Here is an 18,002-nt window from a genome sequence, read left to right as displayed (position 1 = left end):
AACCAGCATCATGCGCACTAGCGGGGCTTGTACCTGCCTCAGGAGGCGGCGTTCAGCGCGGCCTGAGCCTTGGCAGCGGAGCGTGCACGCACCCAGCTGAAGACGATGGCGAGGATCAGGGCAAAGCCGACGTAGCCCAGCAGCGGGTAGACAGTACCAACCAGCTTACTGAAACCGCCCAGGCTCAAGCCCAGACCTACGCACACGGTCACTGCGCTGACCACTTTGAAGCGGCGCGAATCCGGTTTGGCGAAGCGCGCGCTGAAGGCGAAGAACATGCCCACTGCGGTGCTATAGATCATGCACACCAGCGCGATGGACATGACCACCGAGAGGATGGGCGAGATGCGCGCCGACAGCGCCAGCGACGGCATTTCGATACCCTGCAACTGGTTGATGTTGGCGAACAGGCCAATGTTCAGCAGCAGAATCAGCGCACCCAGGCCAAGACCACCGAGCACGCCACCGATTGCGGCAGCCTTGGGCTGCTTGGTCATACCGCCGATAACGGCAAGCATCGGGAAACCCACGGCGATGTTGAACGAGGCATAGAGCAAGGCGCCGACGAACCAGTTACCCGTGACGGTGTCATTGTTCTCGCGGGCAACTGCGTCGAGGGTTTCGACGGAGGCGTTGTAGTTGAAGATTGAGTAGGTGGTGATGATCAGAACCATGGCTAGCAGGAACGGCATCACCGCGCTGATCAGGTTGATAATGCGTGTAACGTGCAGGCACAAAGTGGCAACCACCAGCACAGTCATCAGAACGCCACCGAAGAGCGGCGGCAAGTTGTATTCCTGGGTAAAGATCGAACCGCTGCCGGCCAGCATCACCACGCCGACGCCGTACAGGAAGAACGACAACACCACGTCGACCACCAGGCCGATACGCGTACCGAACAACTTGTAAAGAACTTCCTTGTGCGAGTTCGCTTGCATCTGCGAGCTCATCCGGGCGATCTGCATGCCGAGGAAGGCAAACAGTACACCGCTCACCAGAGTGCCGACGATGCCTATCAGCCCATAACCGGTGAAGAACTGCAGGACCTCCTGCCCAGAGGCGAAACCACCCCCAATCACCACAGACATGTAAGCAAGCGCAATCTGGATAGATTGTTTATTCATTACACTATTTCTCGTTCTTAGACTTATTAGTAGCATGGAAAAAAGAGGTGACTCCTGTCCCCTGATTCCCGCATAGCGACTATCTGTATGGCTGTACCACAAGCACCCTGGCTCGTTGAAATGTGCAGCCACGCTGACGCCGAGCGCAGTATAGGAAGTGTTAGGTAGTTGTTTTTACTGAATAAATTGCCATACGCGGCGAAAAGCGCCGTGAAATTCGTTTTGCCGCTACAAGTCTCGTGAAAACGCCAACCCTCGGGCGAGCCACCTACCACCGTCCGGGACGGGGACTACCCTACTCACGTACTTGCCGGCTTAAAATCAGCCCCTTTGCCATTGCGACTGCGGAACACATTTATGGCTTCATCGAAACGACAGCATCACGCCATGGAGCGAGAACTGGCCCGTGCGCTGACCTGCGCCTGCGAGTCGGCCAAGGGCCAGATTCTCGGCTTTGAGTGGCTGACTCATCGCGTCAATTACGACAGCTTCCCTGACAGCCTGATTGTCACCTGGGTATTCGATAGCGAAAGCCACTTGACCGCTGCCCTCTGCAGCCACGACCAAGCCTGGATGCATGACCTTACCCAAGCAGCATTCGAGGACATTGGCATCAGCGTCGCCGACATCACCCGGCATCTTGAGTTTGATTGCGAAGAACGTTGCGCAATTTCGCATCAGGGCAATTGGGCGCTGCGCCTGGGTTCACGGCAACGATCAGGTGGCAAGCATGGCAAAGGACATTGAAAACCCATGCGTTTCGCTGTGCCAGTTGAACAGCGAAATGTGCGTGAGCTGCGGGCGAACAAAGGAAGAAATTCGTAAATGGCGCAGTATGAAACGGCCGGAGAAAATGACCACCGTGCGCAACGCCAGCGCGCGCATGAAAAGCCTCAACAAGAAGAAAAACTAGCCAGTCTGGGAGTGCCAGCCCTGTTGCCTCCAAGCTAGACGAATACCGTCAACCAGGCCGATACCAGTAACATCAGGGCCAGCGCGTGGTTCATGCGCTTGAACGCCCGTGGCGAACTCAGTGCCCGGGCGCTGCCCACGCCGAGCAAGGCCCACAGGGTCATGCACGGCAGCGAGACCAACAGAAACAGCAGTGCCAACAGGACAACCTGCATCGCTCTGTCACCGCCGCTGACGAACACGCTGACGACCGCAATCGCCATCATCCAGACCTTGGGATTGACCACTTGCAGCAGCGCGATACTCACCATCCCGACGCCTTCGTCCTCGAAGTCTGCTTGCTCCAGCGAAGGCGCCGGACTTTGAAAAATCTGCCAGGCAAGCCAGGTCAACCAAAGCACGCCGGCCCAGGCCATCGCCTGTTGCACGCGCGGAAACTTCAACAAGGTTTCTCCCACCCCAAGCCCCACGGCAAAGACAATCGAGGCCGCAGCCACGCATGCAGCAACTATGATCGGCCACGTGGCGCCCATACCCCGCCGCGCGCTGTGACTGAACACGAGGATGTTGGTCGGCCCCGGGGTTATCGAAGCAACGAAGGCAAACAACAGAAAAGGCAACAGTGAAGGCATCGATCGGACTCCTGCGAAGAGGCGATCATGGTCACGCAGCAGTGTGATTCAGTCTGGAAGATTTGAGCAACGCTTGCGGTAGTCCGCTGGCGTCAGCCGGTAGGCGCGGCGGAACCAGCGCCCCATATGGCTTTGATCGGCGAAGCCGACAGCACCGGCGACCTGTACGGGTGACACACCGCGCGCCAGCAATTGCCGCGCTTTGGCCAGGCGTAGTTGGATCAGATAAGCATGCGGCGCAAGGCCAAAAGCAGCCTTGAAGGCCCGGGTCAAACGAAAGCGGTCGACGCCACAGGCCCGCGCCAGATCATCCAGGCCAATGTCTTCGCAGCCGTGGGCATGCAAAAAATCACGGGCTATTTGTGCCGACAAGGGCAGGCGCGGATCCGGATTCAGACGCTTGCGCCAGTCCATGTGGCGGGTCAGCCCACCGAGCAAATCATCGACCGCGCTTTGCCGCACAATGCGCAGGTCGCTGTCGTGGAATGCCCGAAATGCATGTGATATGACCGTAGCCAATCCTCGATCCTGGCTCAGGGTTTGGGTAAAACCCAACTGGCAATTGTGCGGTGCGTGCTCGAACAACGTCAGCAACTCACGCTCCAGCCACTGCGGATCGAGGTAGAGCATGGAGTAAGTGAAGCCTTCCTCGGTCGGCGCATGGCCATCGTGGAGTTCCCCCGGCTCCAGCATGAACACCTTGCCGGGCGTACTGACATGACGAACGCGCCGACAATTGAACTGCTGCACACCTTGCTCGGTAACCCCGACAAGAAAACTGTCGTGCCAGTGCGGGTCGTAGGCATGCCCTTGAAAATGCGCACGAATCGATTCAATCCCGGTTTCGGCATCCTGGGATAGATCGATCCAGTTGCATGTGTCCATTCAGGGTTCCAGTAGCACTGTTCATCAATGTCTGCGTGAACGTACACGCTACCTTGCTTTGGCGCAGGCCGTTTAGAACATTTGTGCAGATTGGCGTCTTGGCAGCGCCGTGCTGTTCTCGACTGAACGTACTGTGGATTCGAAAGCTGAACCAGTAAGATCCAGATGATCTGGTGAAATTTTTAACTCTATTACAAGAACAAGAGAGACCCAAATGACCTTGGAACACAGTGTCGCCACCCTTAATCAACTGCTGTCGCAACGTTCAAGTTGCCGCGCCTTCACGGCCGAGCCAGTTCCCCAGGCTACGCTCGAAAGCATCCTGACCATGGCACAGCGCTCGGCCTCCTGGTGCAACTCTCAGCCCTGGCAAATTCACCTTACTCAAGGTGATGCGACCGAACAGTTCCGCGACATCATGCAAGCGCCCGCGCATGAAGACGAACCCGGCCCCGACTTTCCATGGCCGAGCGCGTATCGTGGGGTTTATCAGGACCGCCGCCGCGAGTGCGGCCTGGCACTCTATGACAGCCTGGGTATCGAGCGTGGCGACCGAGTAGCCTCGGCGCGTCAGACCCGGGAGAACTTTCGATTCTTTGGCGCCCCGCATGTGGCGATGATCACCAGCGACCAGGCGCTGGGCGTCTACGGCGCGGTAGATTGTGGTGGATACATCGCCAACCTCTTGCTTGCCGCTGCAAGCCACGGTGTCGCTGCCATTGCGCAAGCGGCGCTAGCAGCCCATCCCCAACGTGTTCGTGACTACTTTGGCCTGGCGCCAGACCGGCTGGTTGTCTGTGGTATCTCGCTGGGTTTTGCCGAGCCCGGCCATCCAGCCAACAACTTTCGCACCACCAGAGCCAATATCACCACCGCGGTGCAATGGAAGGGAGATAGCTGACCAACGCACAGCCATGGGATTTACACCCCATGGCTGGCAACAGTAACCGCTCGGAAGGTTAACGCGATGCCCAGGCGTTGAAGCGCTGTTCCAGGTGTTCACCGTGGTCTGCCCAGAACAGAGCGTCTACAGCCACTTGTTGCGCAAGGTTCTCGGGGGCAGTGGGCAGCTCTGCAATGCGCGCCTTGTCGAGTAGATCCATGGCCTGCAAGTTGGCGGCGCCATAATCGATATGCTCGGCAAAGCTCTTCTGTTGCTGCGGTTCGAGCGAGAAGGCAATGAACTCGCGGGTTTTTTCCTGACGCGAAGCGCCCCGTGGAATCGCCCAGGAGTCGAATTCGTAGAGCCCACCCGACCAGACGATTTTCAGGTCATAGGTTTTGCGCTGCTCGGCCGAAAGACGACCGTTATACACCGAGCTCATCACCACATCCCCTGCCGCCAGGTATTGAGGTGGCTGCGCGCCGGCCTCCCACCACTGAATGTGCGGCTTGATCTGGTCGAGTTTGGCAAAGGCGCGATCCTGCCCCGCCTCGGTCGCCAGCAGTGAGTAAACCTCCCCAGGTTCAACACCGTCGGCGATCAGCGCGAACTCCAGGGTCGACTTGGCCAGCTTGCGCAGGCCACGCTTACCCGGGAATCGCTCGACATCCCAGAAATCTTTCCAACCGGTGGGCGCTTCCTTCAGCTTGCTGGCGTTGTAGGCCAGCACTGTCGAATACACCAGAAAGCCAATGCCGCACGGCTGGATGGCACCGGGAACGAAGTTTTTACTGTCCAGGCCGATCTGCGCAGGGTCGAGGGTCTCGAACATGCCTTCGTCACAACCACGGGCCAGTTCGGCGGACTCGACCTCCACGGCGTCCCAAGAGACGCTGCGGGTGTCGACCATGGCTTTGACCTTGGCCATTTCACCGTTGTATTCACCGGAAATAATCTTGCTGCCGCTGGCTTGCTGCCAGGGTTTGTAAAAAGCCTTTACTTGCGCCTCTTTATTGGCGCCGCCGAAGGAGACGACGGTGAGATCGGCGGCAAGGCCGTGACTGGCAGTAACTATCCCCGTTGCCAGCACTGCGAATTTCAGAGTCTTGATCATTATTGTTATCTCCTACTGTTCAAGGGTGATTGCAAATCACTCAAGACACCGGGATAAATCAGCCTTCCCAGGCGAGAGACATCCGGGTCTCGATGCGTTCGTGGGAGATAGGCCATACGACCCACTCGGCAACGAACAATGGTGTTCCTGGCTCCATTTTTCTCGCCGAGTAAGGTGGCACGTATGTAACGGTGGTTAGACTCTACTTTTCTGATTTTCAGATTGGTGCTGACTAAACATATGCAGCAGCAACTGCGTGTGAGATCAAGCTTGTCTGCGCAGGGTGAGAATCGCAGCCCCAAAGAAGATGAACGTCGAACCGACCACCCTGCTCACCCACAGCGAAAAGCGCGGCCGCGTCAGTACGCCCTTGGCTCGTGAAGCAAGCGCTGCATAGAGGCTCAAGGAGGTCAGCGACAAGCCCATGAAAATCGAGGTCAGCAACAGAAACTGCGGCAGCAGTGCTGCACTCTGGTCGAGAAACTGCGGGAACAGCGCGGAGAAAAACATCGTGGCCTTGGGATTGGTCGCGGCGGTCAGGAAGGCTGATTTGAATAGTTTCTGACGCGAAGGCCGGCCTGTTTTCTGGTGTTGCGCAACATCGCTGGCAAGCATGGAGGTTTTCTTGAACAGCTGCTTGGCACCCAGGTAAAAGAGATAACCGGCGCCAGCGATCTTGACGACGTTGAACATCCATTCAGAACTGGCAAGCAAGGCACCCAGGCCGAGCATCGCCGCCGCCGACAAGCAGAACAAACCACAGGCATTGCCCAAGGATGACCACACCGCAGCACGCTGACCATAGGCGACGCTGTTGTTGATCGCCATCAGTGTGGCAGGACCGGGGCTGGCAATGGCAATGGCAGCAACCAGGACATACGCGAGAATCGAGTGAGCATCCATTTTTCGAACTCGAAGTAGATAGGAAGCCATGCATCTTACAGAGCTGGTCGAGCGTATTCATCTGCTCATGGGGCAAATACCGAGATGGCTGAGAGAGACACGCTATCAACCCACAAGACTGCCACTATTAGCCCTCGCAGTTGGCCACGTCTAGCCTATATTTATCGCTGCACCGATCCGGCTGGATGGCGTTTGGGAAAGCGGCAACACAGCGGCTACCGCCGCGTTTCCCGCAGTGGTCCACCTGTCGATAACGAGATTGCCGCTACGCTTAACCGTCCGTGATGGCCATCACCGATTCGTTGTCTGAACCGCTGGCCTTGAACCTATGCCATTGATTTCACTCATCTCTACTCGGTTGGCACAACGGGTCAGATTGTGGGGTGAGTCCATCCAGAGGTGAAACAGTCATGTCAAACGAGTCAAAATGCCCGTTCAATCATGCCGCTGGCGGCGGCACCACCAACCGCGATTGGTGGCCCGACCAGTTGAACCTGAGAATACTCCACCAACATTCGTGCCTGTCCGATCCGATGGACGAGGACTTCGACTACGCCAAGGCTTTCAAGAGCCTGGACTTTGCCGCGGTGAAACGTGACCTGACGGCACTGATGACCGACTCCCAGGATTGGTGGCCGGCCGACTTCGGTCATTACGGCCCGCTGTTCGTACGTATGGCCTGGCACAGCGCCGGCACTTATCGCACCAGTGACGGCCGTGGTGGCGCGGGGTCCGGTCAACAGCGCTTCGCCCCCCTCAATAGTTGGCCCGACAACGTCAGCCTCGACAAAGCCCGGCGTCTGCTGTGGCCGATCAAGCAGAAATACGGGAAGAACATTTCCTGGGCCGACCTGATTGTGCTCACCGGCAACGTCGCACTGGAATCAATGGGCTTTAAAACTTTCGGTTTCTCCGGCGGCCGTGCCGATGTCTGGGAACCTGATGAGGATGTCTACTGGGGCTCGGAAACCGTCTGGCTGGGCGGTGATACCCGCTATGGCAAGGCACAGCCACCGGGCGACGTACCGCTAGTCGCAGAACCCTCCAAGCATGGTCAGGAAGAAAGCCGTACCGACCCACCTGGGCGCAACCTGGAAAATCCATTGGCCGCCGTGCAGATGGGCCTGATTTACGTGAATCCGGAGGGCCCGGAAGGCAACCCCGACCCGATCGCTTCGGCCAAGGACATTCGCGAAACCTTTGGCCGCATGGCCATGAATGACGAAGAAACCGTGGCGCTGATCGCCGGTGGCCACGCCTTCGGCAAAACCCATGGCGCCGGCCCCGCCGATCATGTCGGCGCAGAACCTGAGGCCGCTGGCCTTGAGCAACAAGGCCTCGGCTGGCATAACACCTTCGGCACCGGCAAAGGCCCGGACACTATCACCAGCGGCCTGGAAGTAACCTGGACCTCCACCCCGACCCGCTGGAGCAACGAGTACCTGGAGAACCTGTTCAACTTCGAGTGGGAGCTGACCAAAAGCCCGGCCGGCGCCCACCAATGGAAGCCGAAGGGCGGCGCGGGCGCCGATAAAATCCCGCACGCCTTCGATCCGGCGAAGCGCCAGGAGCCGCGAATGCTGACTTCGGACCTGGCCTTGCGCCTTGATCCGATCTACGAGCCAATTTCTCGACGCTTCAAGGAAAACCCCGAACAGTTGGCCGACGCCTTCGCGCGTGCCTGGTACAAGCTCATCCACCGTGACATGGGCCCGCTATCGCGCTACCTCGGCCCGGAAATGCCAAGTGAGGAATTGCTTTGGCAAGACCCGATTCCGGCGCTCGACCATGCGCTAGTCAACGATGCGGATGTATCCGCGCTCAAAGCCAAGGTGCTGGCCTCGGGGTTGTCGGTATCGCAACTGGTCTCTACCGCCTGGGCAGCCGCTTCGAGCTTTCGCGGATCGGACAAACGCGGAGGTGCCAACGGTGGTCGGCTGCGCTTGGCGCCGCAGAAGGATTGGGAAGCCAACCAGCCTGCGCAACTGACCGAGGTACTGGGCAAGCTGCAAAGCATTCAGAACGACTTCAATGCCCAAGGGGGCGGCAAGAAAATCTCCCTGGCTGACTTGATTGTGCTGGGTGGTGCCGTCGGCGTAGAGCAGGCGGCGAAGAATGCCGGTCACAACGTAAACGTGCCCTTCTCTCCTGGACGGGCTGACGCCTCGCAAGAACAGACCGATGTCGAGTCCTTCAGCCTGCTGGAGCCTGTAGCCGATGGCTTTCGCAACTTTGCCAAAGCCGGACTCAAGATCAAACCCGAGAAGCTACTGGTGGATAAGGCCCAGTTGCTGACCTTGAGCGCACCGGAAATGACCGTTCTTGTCGGTGGCCTGCGGGTGCTGGGCAACAATGTCGGACAAGGCACCCAGGGGGTGTTCACTCAGCGGCCGGGTCAGTTGACCAATGACTTCTTCCACAACCTGCTGGACATGAGCGTGGAATGGAAGCCGACCTCCAGTGCCAACGACAGCTATGAAGCCCGCGACCGCAAGAGCGGCGAGCTGAAATGGACGGCCAGCCGCGTCGACCTGGTGTTTGGCTCTAATGCCCAGCTACGGGCATTGGCTGAGGTGTACGGCAGCGACGATGGCAAGGACAAGTTCGTCCACGACTTCGTCGCCGCCTGGACCAAGGTGATGAATCTGGACCGTTTTGACCTGGCGTAAAAGGACCGCTGTGTTCTGCTGGTGAAATGTAAAAGCGCCCCGAGTTGCAAGGCCGACTCGGGGTGTTTTTGTCTGATCCGTATTTTTACACCACATCTGCATCTGTAATGAAAATCCCGACACTCCGACAATAAAGCCCCTACAGGGCACCTTTCGCTGCGTGCCTGAGCAGGCAGTTGCATCGTCTGCAACGCCTGTTGCCTCTTTCCTGTTCAATTCGGAGTTCATATGGGCAAGCTTGCACTTTTCGTGGTTGGCTTTCTGGTGCTGGCCATTGGTATCGGGGCGTTAGGGACGATTTCGCCGCTGTAACAAATTCAGCACCACGCAAGGAGCTGTCATCTTTGCGTCATCAATCGAGTGGAAGATCGTCGCCAACGCGTTAGAGCGTTGCCCGATGAACCTGCAAGGACCACTCGATGAAAGGCGATACCTCCCTGTTTGCGGCCATTGACCTGGGGTCAAATGCGTTTCGCATGATGATCGGCCAACCGGTCAAACGGAACCGCCAATGGCAGATCGAGGAAGTTAAATCCTTGCGTGAGCCAGTTCGTCTGGCAGAGGGCCTGCACGGAGGCACCCTCGACGAACTGGCACTGGATCGAGGCTGGCAAGCGCTGGCACGCTTTGGCAAAAAACTGCGTGGTTTCGAGCCAGGGCGAGTACGTGCCGTCGCCACCAGCGCCGTGCGCGAAGCTGCCAACGCCAAGCTGTTCTTGAGTGATGCCCAGCGTCACCTGGGCTTTCCAATCGACGTCATCTCCGGCGAGGAAGAAGCACAGCTGGTGTACGCCGGCGTCAGTCATCGGATCCCCGATGCGGCCACCATGCGTTTGGTGGTCGACATCGGCGGCGGCTCCACAGAGCTGATTCTGGGCCAAGGCGACAAGGCGCTGCTGACCGAAAGTCTGACCATTGGCAGTGGGATCTGGAGCACGCGCTTCTTCCCTGACGGCAAGGTTACCGCGCAATCCCTGCTCGACGCCGAGCGCACCGCCACGCTGCAATTTGAAAAAGTCGCGCGCCGCTATCGCTACCTGGGCTGGCAACAGGCAATCGGGTCGTCAGGCACTGCACGCATGTTGGCTAAAGTGCTCAGGGCCAATGCCTTGAACGACTGTGGTGAAGGCGGAATCACTTACCGCGGTTTGTTGCGCCTGTCAGTGCTGCTGCTCGAACAGGGCAACGTCAACACTGCTCGGCTGGGTGGCCTGCAACCTCATCGCCAGAGCGCTCTGCCCGGAGGCCTGGCAATCATGATGGCTGCATTCAAAGCCTTCGGAATCACCGAGATGATGCCTTCCGAGCCCGGTTTGAGGTTCGGCGTGCTGCATGGTTTGATGAACAAAGGCTGATCGTCACCTCGACAGGCAACGTGACTAATAGCCCGTCATTTCCAGATAACCCCTGCCGCTCGAACTGCCGCTGAAGCGCACCGGCCCCTCCCAGTACGCAAAGCTGTTGCCCATCCAGGCGTTGTCTTGCAACGCTTCGACCTGCACATCCACGCCGTGCACGGGCACCTGCACGCGCCACCGGGTGGGCACTGAGGCGCCGTGCTGCTGACGTGTCCAGGTCAACTCCGTTAGCTGTATCTGCTCACCTTGCAAAGCCTGTGGCTCGCCCTGAGGGCTGATCCAAGTGCCCGCCCGATAGGGTTGGCCGTCTTTTTCGCGCACACGAAACAGCATCAGCTTGGCGCCGCTGTCCAGATGCAAGGAAAACCAGTCCCAGCCCGTTTGCCCGGCGGCCAATGGCTGGCTGCTCCATTCGCGATCAAGCCAGGCATTGCCGGTAACCGCGAAGCGTTGGCCGTCGCGTTCGACCTCACCGCTGACCCGGTAGAACGGCTGACTGTAATAGTAGGAAGCCTGCCCCTTGCCGGATTTTTCACTGTAGCCCTGGTCACCATGAAGGACCGGCGCAAGACTGCTGGTAAGGTTCAAGCGATAGCCAAAACCCTCGCCACTGGCAGTCATCTGCAACTGATCAATGCTGCCCGAGCCCTGCAACGACCAATCATTGATCCAGGCCCTGAATGGCTGGGCCACGACGCCGGCCTGGCCGATACCGCCGCGCGCCAGCGTTTCGCTGGACTGATGACCGCCCGGGCCGGTCAGGGCCGCATGCCCCATCCATAGATTCGGACTGTTCCAGCCAAGGGTTTCCGGGCCATTGCGCAGGGCTGAACGGAACAGCGTCCATTGCACGCCCCAGTCTCGGCCTTGACTGTCCTTGAGGTTGGCAGTGACATACCACCACTCGATCCGAAAGCCCTCATGGGCGCCGTGGTCCCGCGGAAATACCAGCGGATGATCGCGCGTCACCTGCGCGAATTCAGCCGCGTCCAGCCCCAGCCCGGCATAGCTTTTGGGCCCGGGCGCAGGCTGATCACAGCCCGCCAGCAGCAGTAGCAGCGCCCACACCCAGACTTCAGGTTTCATCGCCAAACTTCCTCAACAACTCGCTCGGCTGGCGCCGCGCCAATTCCCACAATGGCCAGGCACTGGCCAGCAGACTGGTCAATAGGCCCAAAAGCCCCAACTGCAACAGCTGCCCGGGAAACAGATGCAGCGGCAAACGCCAACCAAACGCCTGCACGTTCACTTCCGCCACCAGGCACCAAGTGAGCAGCAACCCCAACGGCATTGCCAGCAGCACAGTCAGGCTACTGAGCATCAAGGTCTGCCCGAGCGACAGCCACACCAACTGGCTACGCGCTACCCCCAGCGCCCAGAGCGGCGCCAGTTGGCCCAGGCGGCTCTGGTTCAGCGTCAACAAACTGATGAACAACGCGATGCCCGCGACACCCAGGGTCAGGCTGTTGAGTGCCGTAGTCGCGGCGAAGGTGCGACTGAAAACATCAGTCGACCAGCCCTTCAACGTCGCTTGCTCGACTACGCGGCTATCGTCCAAGGCAAAGCGCTGCTGCAGTTGCGCTTTGAGTGCTATCACCGACGCAGATGCGACACTCAGGCTCAAGCCACTGAGTCGCGCCTCGGGCCAATGCCTTCGCAGCCACTGGGCATTGACCAGCATATGCCCCTTGGGATTGCCGTAGTCCGCATACACCGCCACTACACGCATCACTGGCCCTGGCTCGCCAGGCAACTGCAGGCTATCGCCCAGTTTTACACCCAGGCGTCGCGCCAATTGCTCGCTGAGCATGACCCCACCACCGCTCGCCAATTGCTCCCAGGCTTGTGCGCTGCGCTCCAGCAACGGCCAGCGCATTCGATAGGCATCGTGGGCGAGGATGCCTTGCACCTGCACCGGCCAACCCTGCAAGCGCAGCTCAATGCGCCAGCTTGGCAGTACATCGGTGACTGCTGGCTGTTGCACCAGCCAGGTATTGATCAGCAGGCCTTGTGCGGTATCACGCGGAGTTACGTAGAGATCCGCTGATAAACGCTGGTCAAGCCAGCCGGTAAATGTTTTGCGAAAGCCTTCGGTCATGCTGCCTACCCCGACACTGGCGGCCAACGCCAGCAGCAAGGCCATCAGCGCCAGACTCAATGCAGGTAACTGCTGGCGGCTGTCGGCTATGAACCACTGTGACAACGGCCCGGTGCTGCCTATACGCGCCAACCCGGTCAACAGGCTATCGAGCAAAGCTGGCAACAGCAGTGCTGCTGCCAGCAACAGGGCCGCGAGAAGAACCAGAGCACTGGCCAGGCTGCTTCCCCACTGCCAACAGCCCAGCGCGACCAACAGCAGCAATCCTGCAGCCAGCGCTTGGCGGCGCAACCAGGGGCCTTGGGCCATGCGCCACGCCTGCGGCTGGGCCAGGGCCAGCAATGGCAAACGGGCTGCACGCAGCACACTGCTCGCCCCGGCCAGCACAGCACCGAACACACTCACCAACACCCCGCCCAGCCACCACCAGGCCGGCAGGCTCAGTTGGCCGGCGACTTGCGCACCATACAAACCACCCAAGCTGGCAGCGACATCGGGCAGCAACAAACCCGCCAGCAGATACCCACTGGCGACTCCGGCCAAACCACCCAACACTGCAAAAACACCCAACTCCAAGGCAAGGCTGAACAACAGGGTTTTCAAACTGACGCCGCACGAACGCAGGTTGCGAATCAGGCCTCGGCGCTGTTCAAGTGCCAGGCCAATGGCGGCATGCGCTATGAACAGACCGACGACAAAGGCCAGCAGACCGAGCGCAGTGAGATTGAGGTGAAAACTATCGGTAAGGCGTTGCAGGTCACCATCGTCGCTGGCCTCCTGCAGTGTCAACTGACTGGCAATCGCTGCGGGCAAGGTTGGCACATCACCGTTGAGCAGTAACCGAGACAACTGTGCCGGTGCTTGCAGCAACGTTTGCGCGTGGCCGATATCTACCACCACGACCCCGGGCGCCAACTGTGCTTTCAGCACAAACGGTGGCAAGCGTTGACCGTCGCTGCCAAGCGCTTGATCCCCTTCTTTCAGGCCCAGTTGGTGCAGTGTATCCGGTCCAACCCAGGCTTGCCCGGGGGTGCCGATAAACGCCTGTAGGTCAAAGCCCTGTGCCTGGGTTCCGGCAATAGCTGCGCCGGCCGGCAGACTCAACGGCTCGATACCCATCAAGCGCACACTCAGCGCTGACTCGCCCGCAAGACGTAAACGGCCCTCCAACACAGGCGCTACCCGCCAGCCAGCCAGACGTAGTTGCAGGTAGATCGATTGAGCGAAGCGATCCCCCATTCGCGCTACCAACTGTGCTTGCCCCAGACCGCTCAGCACGGCACTGGCCCGTGCATAATCGGCCTGGGCCTGACTGTTGAGCGCCTGTACGCCGGTCCACAGCGCTGTTGCCAACCACAACCCGGTGAAGATGCTGAAAAACTGCAAACGATGGCGCCACCAGTGACTCAATAGCGCCTGTAAGGCGATGATCAATGGGCCTTTACCTCCTACTGTCCCCGTTGCACGGGCCTCATCGCAGCGCAACGCTGCTGCCTGCGGTGTATCAGTGCTCGTCGACTTGCACGCGTCCGGCCGACAGAACGCATCGTTGCTCGAGCCGTGCGGCCAAGCGACGGCTATGGGTCACCATCAGCACGCTGCTGCCTGCCTCGCCAACCAACTGCAACATCAAGTTCAGCACTTCATCGCTGCTGAGTTCATCCAGGCTACCGGTCGGCTCATCGGCCAGCACCCACGCCGGTCGCCCCGCCAGCGCCCGACCGATTGCCACGCGCTGCTGCTGACCACCCGACAACTGCTCCGGATAACGTTGCAGTAATGTACCAAGACCAAGACGCTCGGCCAGGTAATCCACCCATTGCCGCTCGAACCGGCCAGCCAAACGCGCCTGAAATGCCAGATTGGCGGCGACATTCAGGCTGCTGATCAAATTGAATTGCTGAAATACCAAGCCGATGCCCTCCCTCCGCCAACGGGCCAACGCCGACTCCGAGCGGTCATCGAGAGGCTCGCCGTCGATCAGGATGCGACCGCTGTCGGCGCGATCAAGACCCGCCAGCAAGTGCAGCAGGGTGCTTTTTCCGCTACCCGACTCGCCCATCAACGCCAGACTGCTCCCCCTCGCCAAACTCAAATCGACGCCCTGCAACACCGGCAAGGGTCCCTGGGCGGTGATGAATGCCTTGCACAGTTGTTCGACGACCAGCATCAATAGCCTACCCTTGACTGCTTGAACCCTTAGGAATAGCAGCGTTCGCATGCTTTGCCCATTCGCTGCCGCCCGATAGCTATTTATCCTAACCTTCATCCCAGACAGCCATTGCGGACGCCACCATGCCCAACCCTGAATCTGCACTCCAGCAAAGCTGGAGCGACAATGCCCGAATGTGGATCGAAGCCATCCGCAGCGGCACGATCGAAAGCCGTCGCCAGGTTACCGACCAGGCGATTCTGCTAGCGATCCTCGGACGTCAACCCGAGCGCGTGCTCGACCTTGGCTGCGGCGAAGGCTGGCTCCTGCGAACACTGGCTGAACGGGGCATTGCGGCGGTGGGCGTGGACGGTGAGCCTGCCTTGGTCGAAGCCGCACGATGGAGCGGCGCTGCGCATGTGCATCTGGCTCGCTACGAGGCCTTGGTCGAAGGCTGTGTGGATGTCGGCAACGACTACGACCTGATCTGCGCCAACTTTGCCCTGCTGCATCAGGACATCATCCCCCTGCTCGGCGAGATGAATGCCCTGCTCGCCCCTGGCGGCGCGCTGGTGATCCAGACCCTGCATCCCTGGAGCTGTGCAGCCGGCGACTATCAGGATGGCTGGCGGCAGGAGACGTTCACCGCGCTCGAAGGCCAATGGCAACCCATGCCCTGGTATTTTCGTACCTTATCCAGTTGGCTCAATGCGTTGGACATCGCCGGCTGGCGCCTGACCGCCCTGCAAGAGCCACAGCATCCACAAAGCGCCGTGCCGCAATCACTGTTGCTGGTGGCCGAGCAACAGCGCTGAGCGCTGCCCGCGAGGCCGGCTAGAGCGTGGTGCGCTGGCCCTGGCGGTCCAACTCGAACACCTTGTTGCTTTGCAGGCGTTCTTGCAGCCAGCGCTGCGCCTTGCCCATAGGCCTTTGTCGCGCCCAGAGCAGATCCACGCCCACCTGCCAATCGGTGTGGGGATAAGCATTCAGTTGCAGCTCCACCAATTCGCCGCGCTCCAGTTCGCGTTGAATCAATTGGCGCGGCAAGGTGGTCCACCCCAACCCTGCGCGCACCATTTCCAGCAACGCCAAGTAGCTCTCCGCTTGCCACAGCTGCGTGGAGCGCAGGTATTCACTGCTGGGCAGTTTGCTGGCGTGGGCACTGAATGCCAGACGCCGATGCACATGCAGATCATCGAAGGTCACGGTGGGCAATTGCGCCAACGGATGCCCGGGGTGACAGACATGCAGCATGATCAACTTGCCCAATTGCTGGAACGCCAGTTCCTTGGCATAGCCCGGTTGTGAAAAGGCGATGCCCAATGCGGCCTCGCCTTGAACCACAAGCTCGCTGACGTCGCCATGGACCGGGTGGCGGATGATCAGATCAACATACGGGAAAGCCAGCTCGAACACCTTGAGCACCGGCAGAATCGGACCATAGGGCGTCTCGATCGCCAGCGTCAGGCTCGGCTCCACAGTCTCGGACAGACAATCGGCATGCGCCTCGAGCGCCAGGCACCGCTCCAGTACCGCTTCAGCTTGAATCAGCAGTTTTTGCCCGCTGGCGGTCAGCCCCGGAATACGGCTGGTTCTATCGAACAGTTCGACACCCAGGTCCGCTTCCAGGTTGGCAATCGCCGCGCTGATCGTCGACTGGGTTTTGCCCAGCTTGCGTCCTGCTGCAGAAAAAGAGCCGCTTTTCACCGCCTCCACGAACATCAGCAATTGATCCAGAGAAAAGCGCAATGTCCCGCTCCTTGCCTAGTAGATGCCACAGCCTGCAACGCAATGTGCCTTTGTGCAAGGGTGCAACCATCGATGTGGTCGATGGCTATTAACTTGTTTCATCGCCAAAAACACTGAAATATGACCACGTCGTCGGTAGTTCCTGCTTCTAAAAACAATAAGCGCTGCACCTTCAGGAGACATGCGCCATGAGCAAAACACCGGTTCATCCAGTGGACGAAGTCTTGCCTCTGCGTCAGTTATTCACATTCGGTTTGCAACATGTACTGGTGATGTACGCCGGGGCGGTGGCGGTACCGCTGATTCTCGGTAGCGCGCTGGGGCTGACATCGGCGCAGGTCATCATGCTGATCAACGCCAACCTGCTGACGTCGGGCGTGGCGACCCTGATCCAGACCATCGGTTTCTGGAAGTTCGGCGCTCGCTTGCCCATGATCCAAGGCTGCTCGTTCATTGCCCTGGCACCCATGATCATGATCGGCAAGGAGTTCGGGCTCAGTCAGATTTTCGGAGCCGTGATCGCGGCGGGCGCCATTACTATCGCGCTGGCCCCCATATTCAGTCGCCTATTGCGCTTCTTTCCGCCGGTGGTAATCGGCAGCCTGATCACCATCATCGGTATCTCGCTAATGCCTGCCGCGGCTATCTGGCTGGGCGGCGGCAACCCCGCTGCCGAAGACTTTGGCAACCCTGCCAATCTACTGCTGGGTCTGGCGACAGTCACTGTAACCCTGGTCATCTATGCCAAGTTCTCCGGCTTCATCGGCAACCTCAGTGTGCTCATCGGCTTGTTTGTCGGCAGTTTGATCGCCGCAGCGTTTGGCATGACCAACTTCAGCCGAGTGGGTGAAGCCGCCTGGTTCGAACTGAGCCCACCCATGGCCTTCGGCGCGCCGCAGTTCTCGCTGGTGCCAATCATGGTCATGACCCTGGCCATGTTGGTGATCATGGCCGAGACCACGGGCAACTGCTTGGCCATCGGTAAATTGACCGGCAAACCGACCACGCAGCAAACCCTGGGCAACGCGTTTCGTGCGGACGGCCTATCAACCATGCTCGGCGGCCTCTTCAATAGCTTTCCGTACAACGCGTTCACGCAAAACACCGGACTGATTGCTCTTTCCAACATCAAGAGCCGCTTCGTGGTGGCCGCTGCTGGAGCAATCATGGTGTTGATGGGCTTGTTCCCCAAGCTCGGCGCCTTGATTGCTGCAGTGCCCACCCCGGTGCTGGGTGGCTGCGCCATCGTGATGTTCGGCATGACCACGGTCGCCGGTATCCAGGAGCTGTCGCGGGTGAAGTTCGAAGGTACCCGCAACGGCATCATCGTGGCTGTTTCGGTCAGCGTCGGGGTGCTGCCGATGTCCTTCCCAGCCCTGTTCGAACACGCCAACGGCGCGCTCAAGCTGGTACTGGAGAGTGGCATTTTCCTCGGCGCGATAACCGCCATCGTGCTCAACGTACTGCTCAATAACGAAAAGAAAACCAACGACAGCGTCGCCGCCGAGATGGCCGAGTGACCC

General features: G+C 59.4%; 16 protein-coding genes. 7 read left to right on the top strand and 9 right to left on the bottom strand.

Annotated elements, in window-relative coordinates; all coding sequences use genetic code 11:
• Positions 1 to 38: 38 nt before the first annotated feature.
• Positions 39 to 1,124 (bottom strand): YkvI family membrane protein, encoded by a 1,086-nt coding sequence (locus tag V0R60_RS14660; RefSeq protein ID WP_330079443.1) that lies wholly within the window; start codon positions 1,122 to 1,124, stop codon positions 39 to 41.
• Positions 1,125 to 1,481: 357 nt separating this feature from the next.
• Between V0R60_RS14660 and V0R60_RS14655 the strand changes: the two genes are divergently transcribed.
• Both V0R60_RS14655 and V0R60_RS14650 read left to right on the top strand, forming a co-directional pair.
• Positions 1,482 to 1,871: a hypothetical protein gene (locus tag V0R60_RS14655; protein ID WP_330079442.1), complete on the top strand. Its 390-nt coding sequence runs from the start codon at positions 1,482 to 1,484 to the stop codon at positions 1,869 to 1,871.
• Positions 1,855 to 2,037, top strand: a complete 183-nt coding sequence (locus V0R60_RS14650) for a DUF1289 domain-containing protein (RefSeq protein WP_203476520.1) — start codon at positions 1,855 to 1,857, stop codon at positions 2,035 to 2,037. The genes V0R60_RS14655 and V0R60_RS14650 overlap by 17 nt, the downstream gene beginning before the upstream one ends.
• A gap of 34 nt (positions 2,038 to 2,071) precedes the next feature.
• Here the strand turns inward: V0R60_RS14650 and V0R60_RS14645 are convergent, their stop codons facing one another.
• Complete coding sequence (locus V0R60_RS14645; RefSeq protein ID WP_330079441.1) at positions 2,072 to 2,668, bottom strand: LysE family translocator; 597 nt, start codon at positions 2,666 to 2,668, stop codon at positions 2,072 to 2,074.
• A gap of 48 nt (positions 2,669 to 2,716) precedes the next feature.
• A complete protein-coding gene (locus tag V0R60_RS14640; RefSeq protein ID WP_330079440.1) occupies positions 2,717 to 3,553 on the bottom strand; it encodes an AraC family transcriptional regulator in 837 nt (278 codons plus the stop codon).
• 214 nt (positions 3,554 to 3,767) lie between these two features.
• On the opposite strand from V0R60_RS14640, the gene V0R60_RS14635 reads away from it, so the two are divergent.
• On the top strand, positions 3,768 to 4,454 hold the full coding sequence (locus V0R60_RS14635) for a nitroreductase (RefSeq protein WP_330079439.1): 687 nt from the start codon (positions 3,768 to 3,770) through the stop codon (positions 4,452 to 4,454).
• 58 nt (positions 4,455 to 4,512) lie between these two features.
• Here V0R60_RS14635 and V0R60_RS14630 read toward each other — a convergent pair whose 3' ends face one another.
• Together V0R60_RS14630 and V0R60_RS14625 are read right to left on the bottom strand one after the other, a co-directional pair.
• Positions 4,513 to 5,550 (bottom strand): ABC transporter substrate-binding protein, encoded by a 1,038-nt coding sequence (locus V0R60_RS14630; protein ID WP_136475430.1) that lies wholly within the window; start codon positions 5,548 to 5,550, stop codon positions 4,513 to 4,515.
• A 264-nt stretch (positions 5,551 to 5,814) separates the two neighbouring features.
• On the bottom strand, positions 5,815 to 6,453 hold the full coding sequence (locus V0R60_RS14625; RefSeq protein WP_136475429.1) for a LysE family translocator: 639 nt from the start codon (positions 6,451 to 6,453) through the stop codon (positions 5,815 to 5,817).
• A 410-nt stretch (positions 6,454 to 6,863) separates the two neighbouring features.
• Here V0R60_RS14625 and katG point away from each other — a divergent pair, with 410 nt between their 5' ends.
• Both katG and V0R60_RS14615 read left to right on the top strand, forming a co-directional pair.
• On the top strand, positions 6,864 to 9,122 hold the full coding sequence (gene katG, locus V0R60_RS14620) for a catalase/peroxidase HPI (RefSeq protein WP_330079438.1): 2,259 nt from the start codon (positions 6,864 to 6,866) through the stop codon (positions 9,120 to 9,122).
• A gap of 419 nt (positions 9,123 to 9,541) precedes the next feature.
• Entirely contained in the window at positions 9,542 to 10,477 is a 936-nt protein-coding gene (locus tag V0R60_RS14615; RefSeq protein WP_330079437.1) for a Ppx/GppA family phosphatase, read from the top strand.
• Positions 10,478 to 10,501: 24 nt separating this feature from the next.
• Here V0R60_RS14615 and V0R60_RS14610 read toward each other — a convergent pair whose 3' ends face one another.
• From V0R60_RS14610 to V0R60_RS14600, 3 genes are all read right to left on the bottom strand, one after another.
• A complete protein-coding gene (locus V0R60_RS14610) occupies positions 10,502 to 11,566 on the bottom strand; it encodes a lipocalin-like domain-containing protein (protein ID WP_330079436.1) in 1,065 nt (354 codons plus the stop codon).
• Positions 11,556 to 14,012, bottom strand: a complete 2,457-nt coding sequence (locus tag V0R60_RS14605) for an FtsX-like permease family protein (RefSeq protein WP_330079435.1) — start codon at positions 14,010 to 14,012, stop codon at positions 11,556 to 11,558. Before V0R60_RS14605 ends, V0R60_RS14610 begins: the two co-directional genes overlap by 11 nt.
• 70 nt (positions 14,013 to 14,082) lie before the next feature.
• Positions 14,083 to 14,748, bottom strand: a complete 666-nt coding sequence (locus tag V0R60_RS14600; RefSeq protein ID WP_330079434.1) for an ABC transporter ATP-binding protein — start codon at positions 14,746 to 14,748, stop codon at positions 14,083 to 14,085.
• 125 nt (positions 14,749 to 14,873) lie between these two features.
• On the opposite strand from V0R60_RS14600, the gene V0R60_RS14595 reads away from it, so the two are divergent.
• Positions 14,874 to 15,545: a class I SAM-dependent methyltransferase gene (locus V0R60_RS14595; protein ID WP_330079433.1), complete on the top strand. Its 672-nt coding sequence runs from the start codon at positions 14,874 to 14,876 to the stop codon at positions 15,543 to 15,545.
• A gap of 19 nt (positions 15,546 to 15,564) precedes the next feature.
• On the opposite strand, the gene V0R60_RS14590 is transcribed toward V0R60_RS14595, so the two are convergent.
• Entirely contained in the window at positions 15,565 to 16,479 is a 915-nt protein-coding gene (locus tag V0R60_RS14590; protein ID WP_330079432.1) for a LysR family transcriptional regulator, read from the bottom strand.
• Between the two features lie 188 nt (positions 16,480 to 16,667).
• Here V0R60_RS14590 and V0R60_RS14585 point away from each other — a divergent pair, with 188 nt between their 5' ends.
• Entirely contained in the window at positions 16,668 to 17,999 is a 1,332-nt protein-coding gene (locus tag V0R60_RS14585; protein ID WP_330079431.1) for a nucleobase:cation symporter-2 family protein, read from the top strand.
• The last annotated feature ends 3 nt before the right edge of the window (positions 18,000 to 18,002 follow it).

This window comes from Pseudomonas auratipiscis (assembly GCF_036324085.1).
Taxonomy (GTDB): Bacteria; Pseudomonadota; Gammaproteobacteria; order Pseudomonadales; family Pseudomonadaceae; genus Aquipseudomonas; species Aquipseudomonas auratipiscis.
This window is presented reverse-complemented; position numbering and strand designations above follow the sequence as displayed.

Coding starts and splice junctions, on each gene's coding strand:
- V0R60_RS14660 (WP_330079443.1), bottom strand. CDS start 1,124: ATGAATAAACAATCTATCCAGATTGCGCTTGCTTACATGTCTGTGGTG.
- V0R60_RS14655 (WP_330079442.1), top strand. CDS start 1,482: ATGGCTTCATCGAAACGACAGCATCACGCCATGGAGCGAGAACTGGCC.
- V0R60_RS14650 (WP_203476520.1), top strand. CDS start 1,855: ATGGCAAAGGACATTGAAAACCCATGCGTTTCGCTGTGCCAGTTGAAC.
- V0R60_RS14645 (WP_330079441.1), bottom strand. CDS start 2,668: ATGCCTTCACTGTTGCCTTTTCTGTTGTTTGCCTTCGTTGCTTCGATA.
- V0R60_RS14640 (WP_330079440.1), bottom strand. CDS start 3,553: ATGGACACATGCAACTGGATCGATCTATCCCAGGATGCCGAAACCGGG.
- V0R60_RS14635 (WP_330079439.1), top strand. CDS start 3,768: ATGACCTTGGAACACAGTGTCGCCACCCTTAATCAACTGCTGTCGCAA.
- V0R60_RS14630 (WP_136475430.1), bottom strand. CDS start 5,550: ATGATCAAGACTCTGAAATTCGCAGTGCTGGCAACGGGGATAGTTACT.
- V0R60_RS14625 (WP_136475429.1), bottom strand. CDS start 6,453: ATGGATGCTCACTCGATTCTCGCGTATGTCCTGGTTGCTGCCATTGCC.
- katG (WP_330079438.1), top strand. CDS start 6,864: ATGTCAAACGAGTCAAAATGCCCGTTCAATCATGCCGCTGGCGGCGGC.
- V0R60_RS14615 (WP_330079437.1), top strand. CDS start 9,542: ATGAAAGGCGATACCTCCCTGTTTGCGGCCATTGACCTGGGGTCAAAT.
- V0R60_RS14610 (WP_330079436.1), bottom strand. CDS start 11,566: ATGAAACCTGAAGTCTGGGTGTGGGCGCTGCTACTGCTGCTGGCGGGC.
- V0R60_RS14600 (WP_330079434.1), bottom strand. CDS start 14,748: ATGCTGGTCGTCGAACAACTGTGCAAGGCATTCATCACCGCCCAGGGA.
- V0R60_RS14595 (WP_330079433.1), top strand. CDS start 14,874: ATGCCCAACCCTGAATCTGCACTCCAGCAAAGCTGGAGCGACAATGCC.
- V0R60_RS14585 (WP_330079431.1), top strand. CDS start 16,668: ATGAGCAAAACACCGGTTCATCCAGTGGACGAAGTCTTGCCTCTGCGT.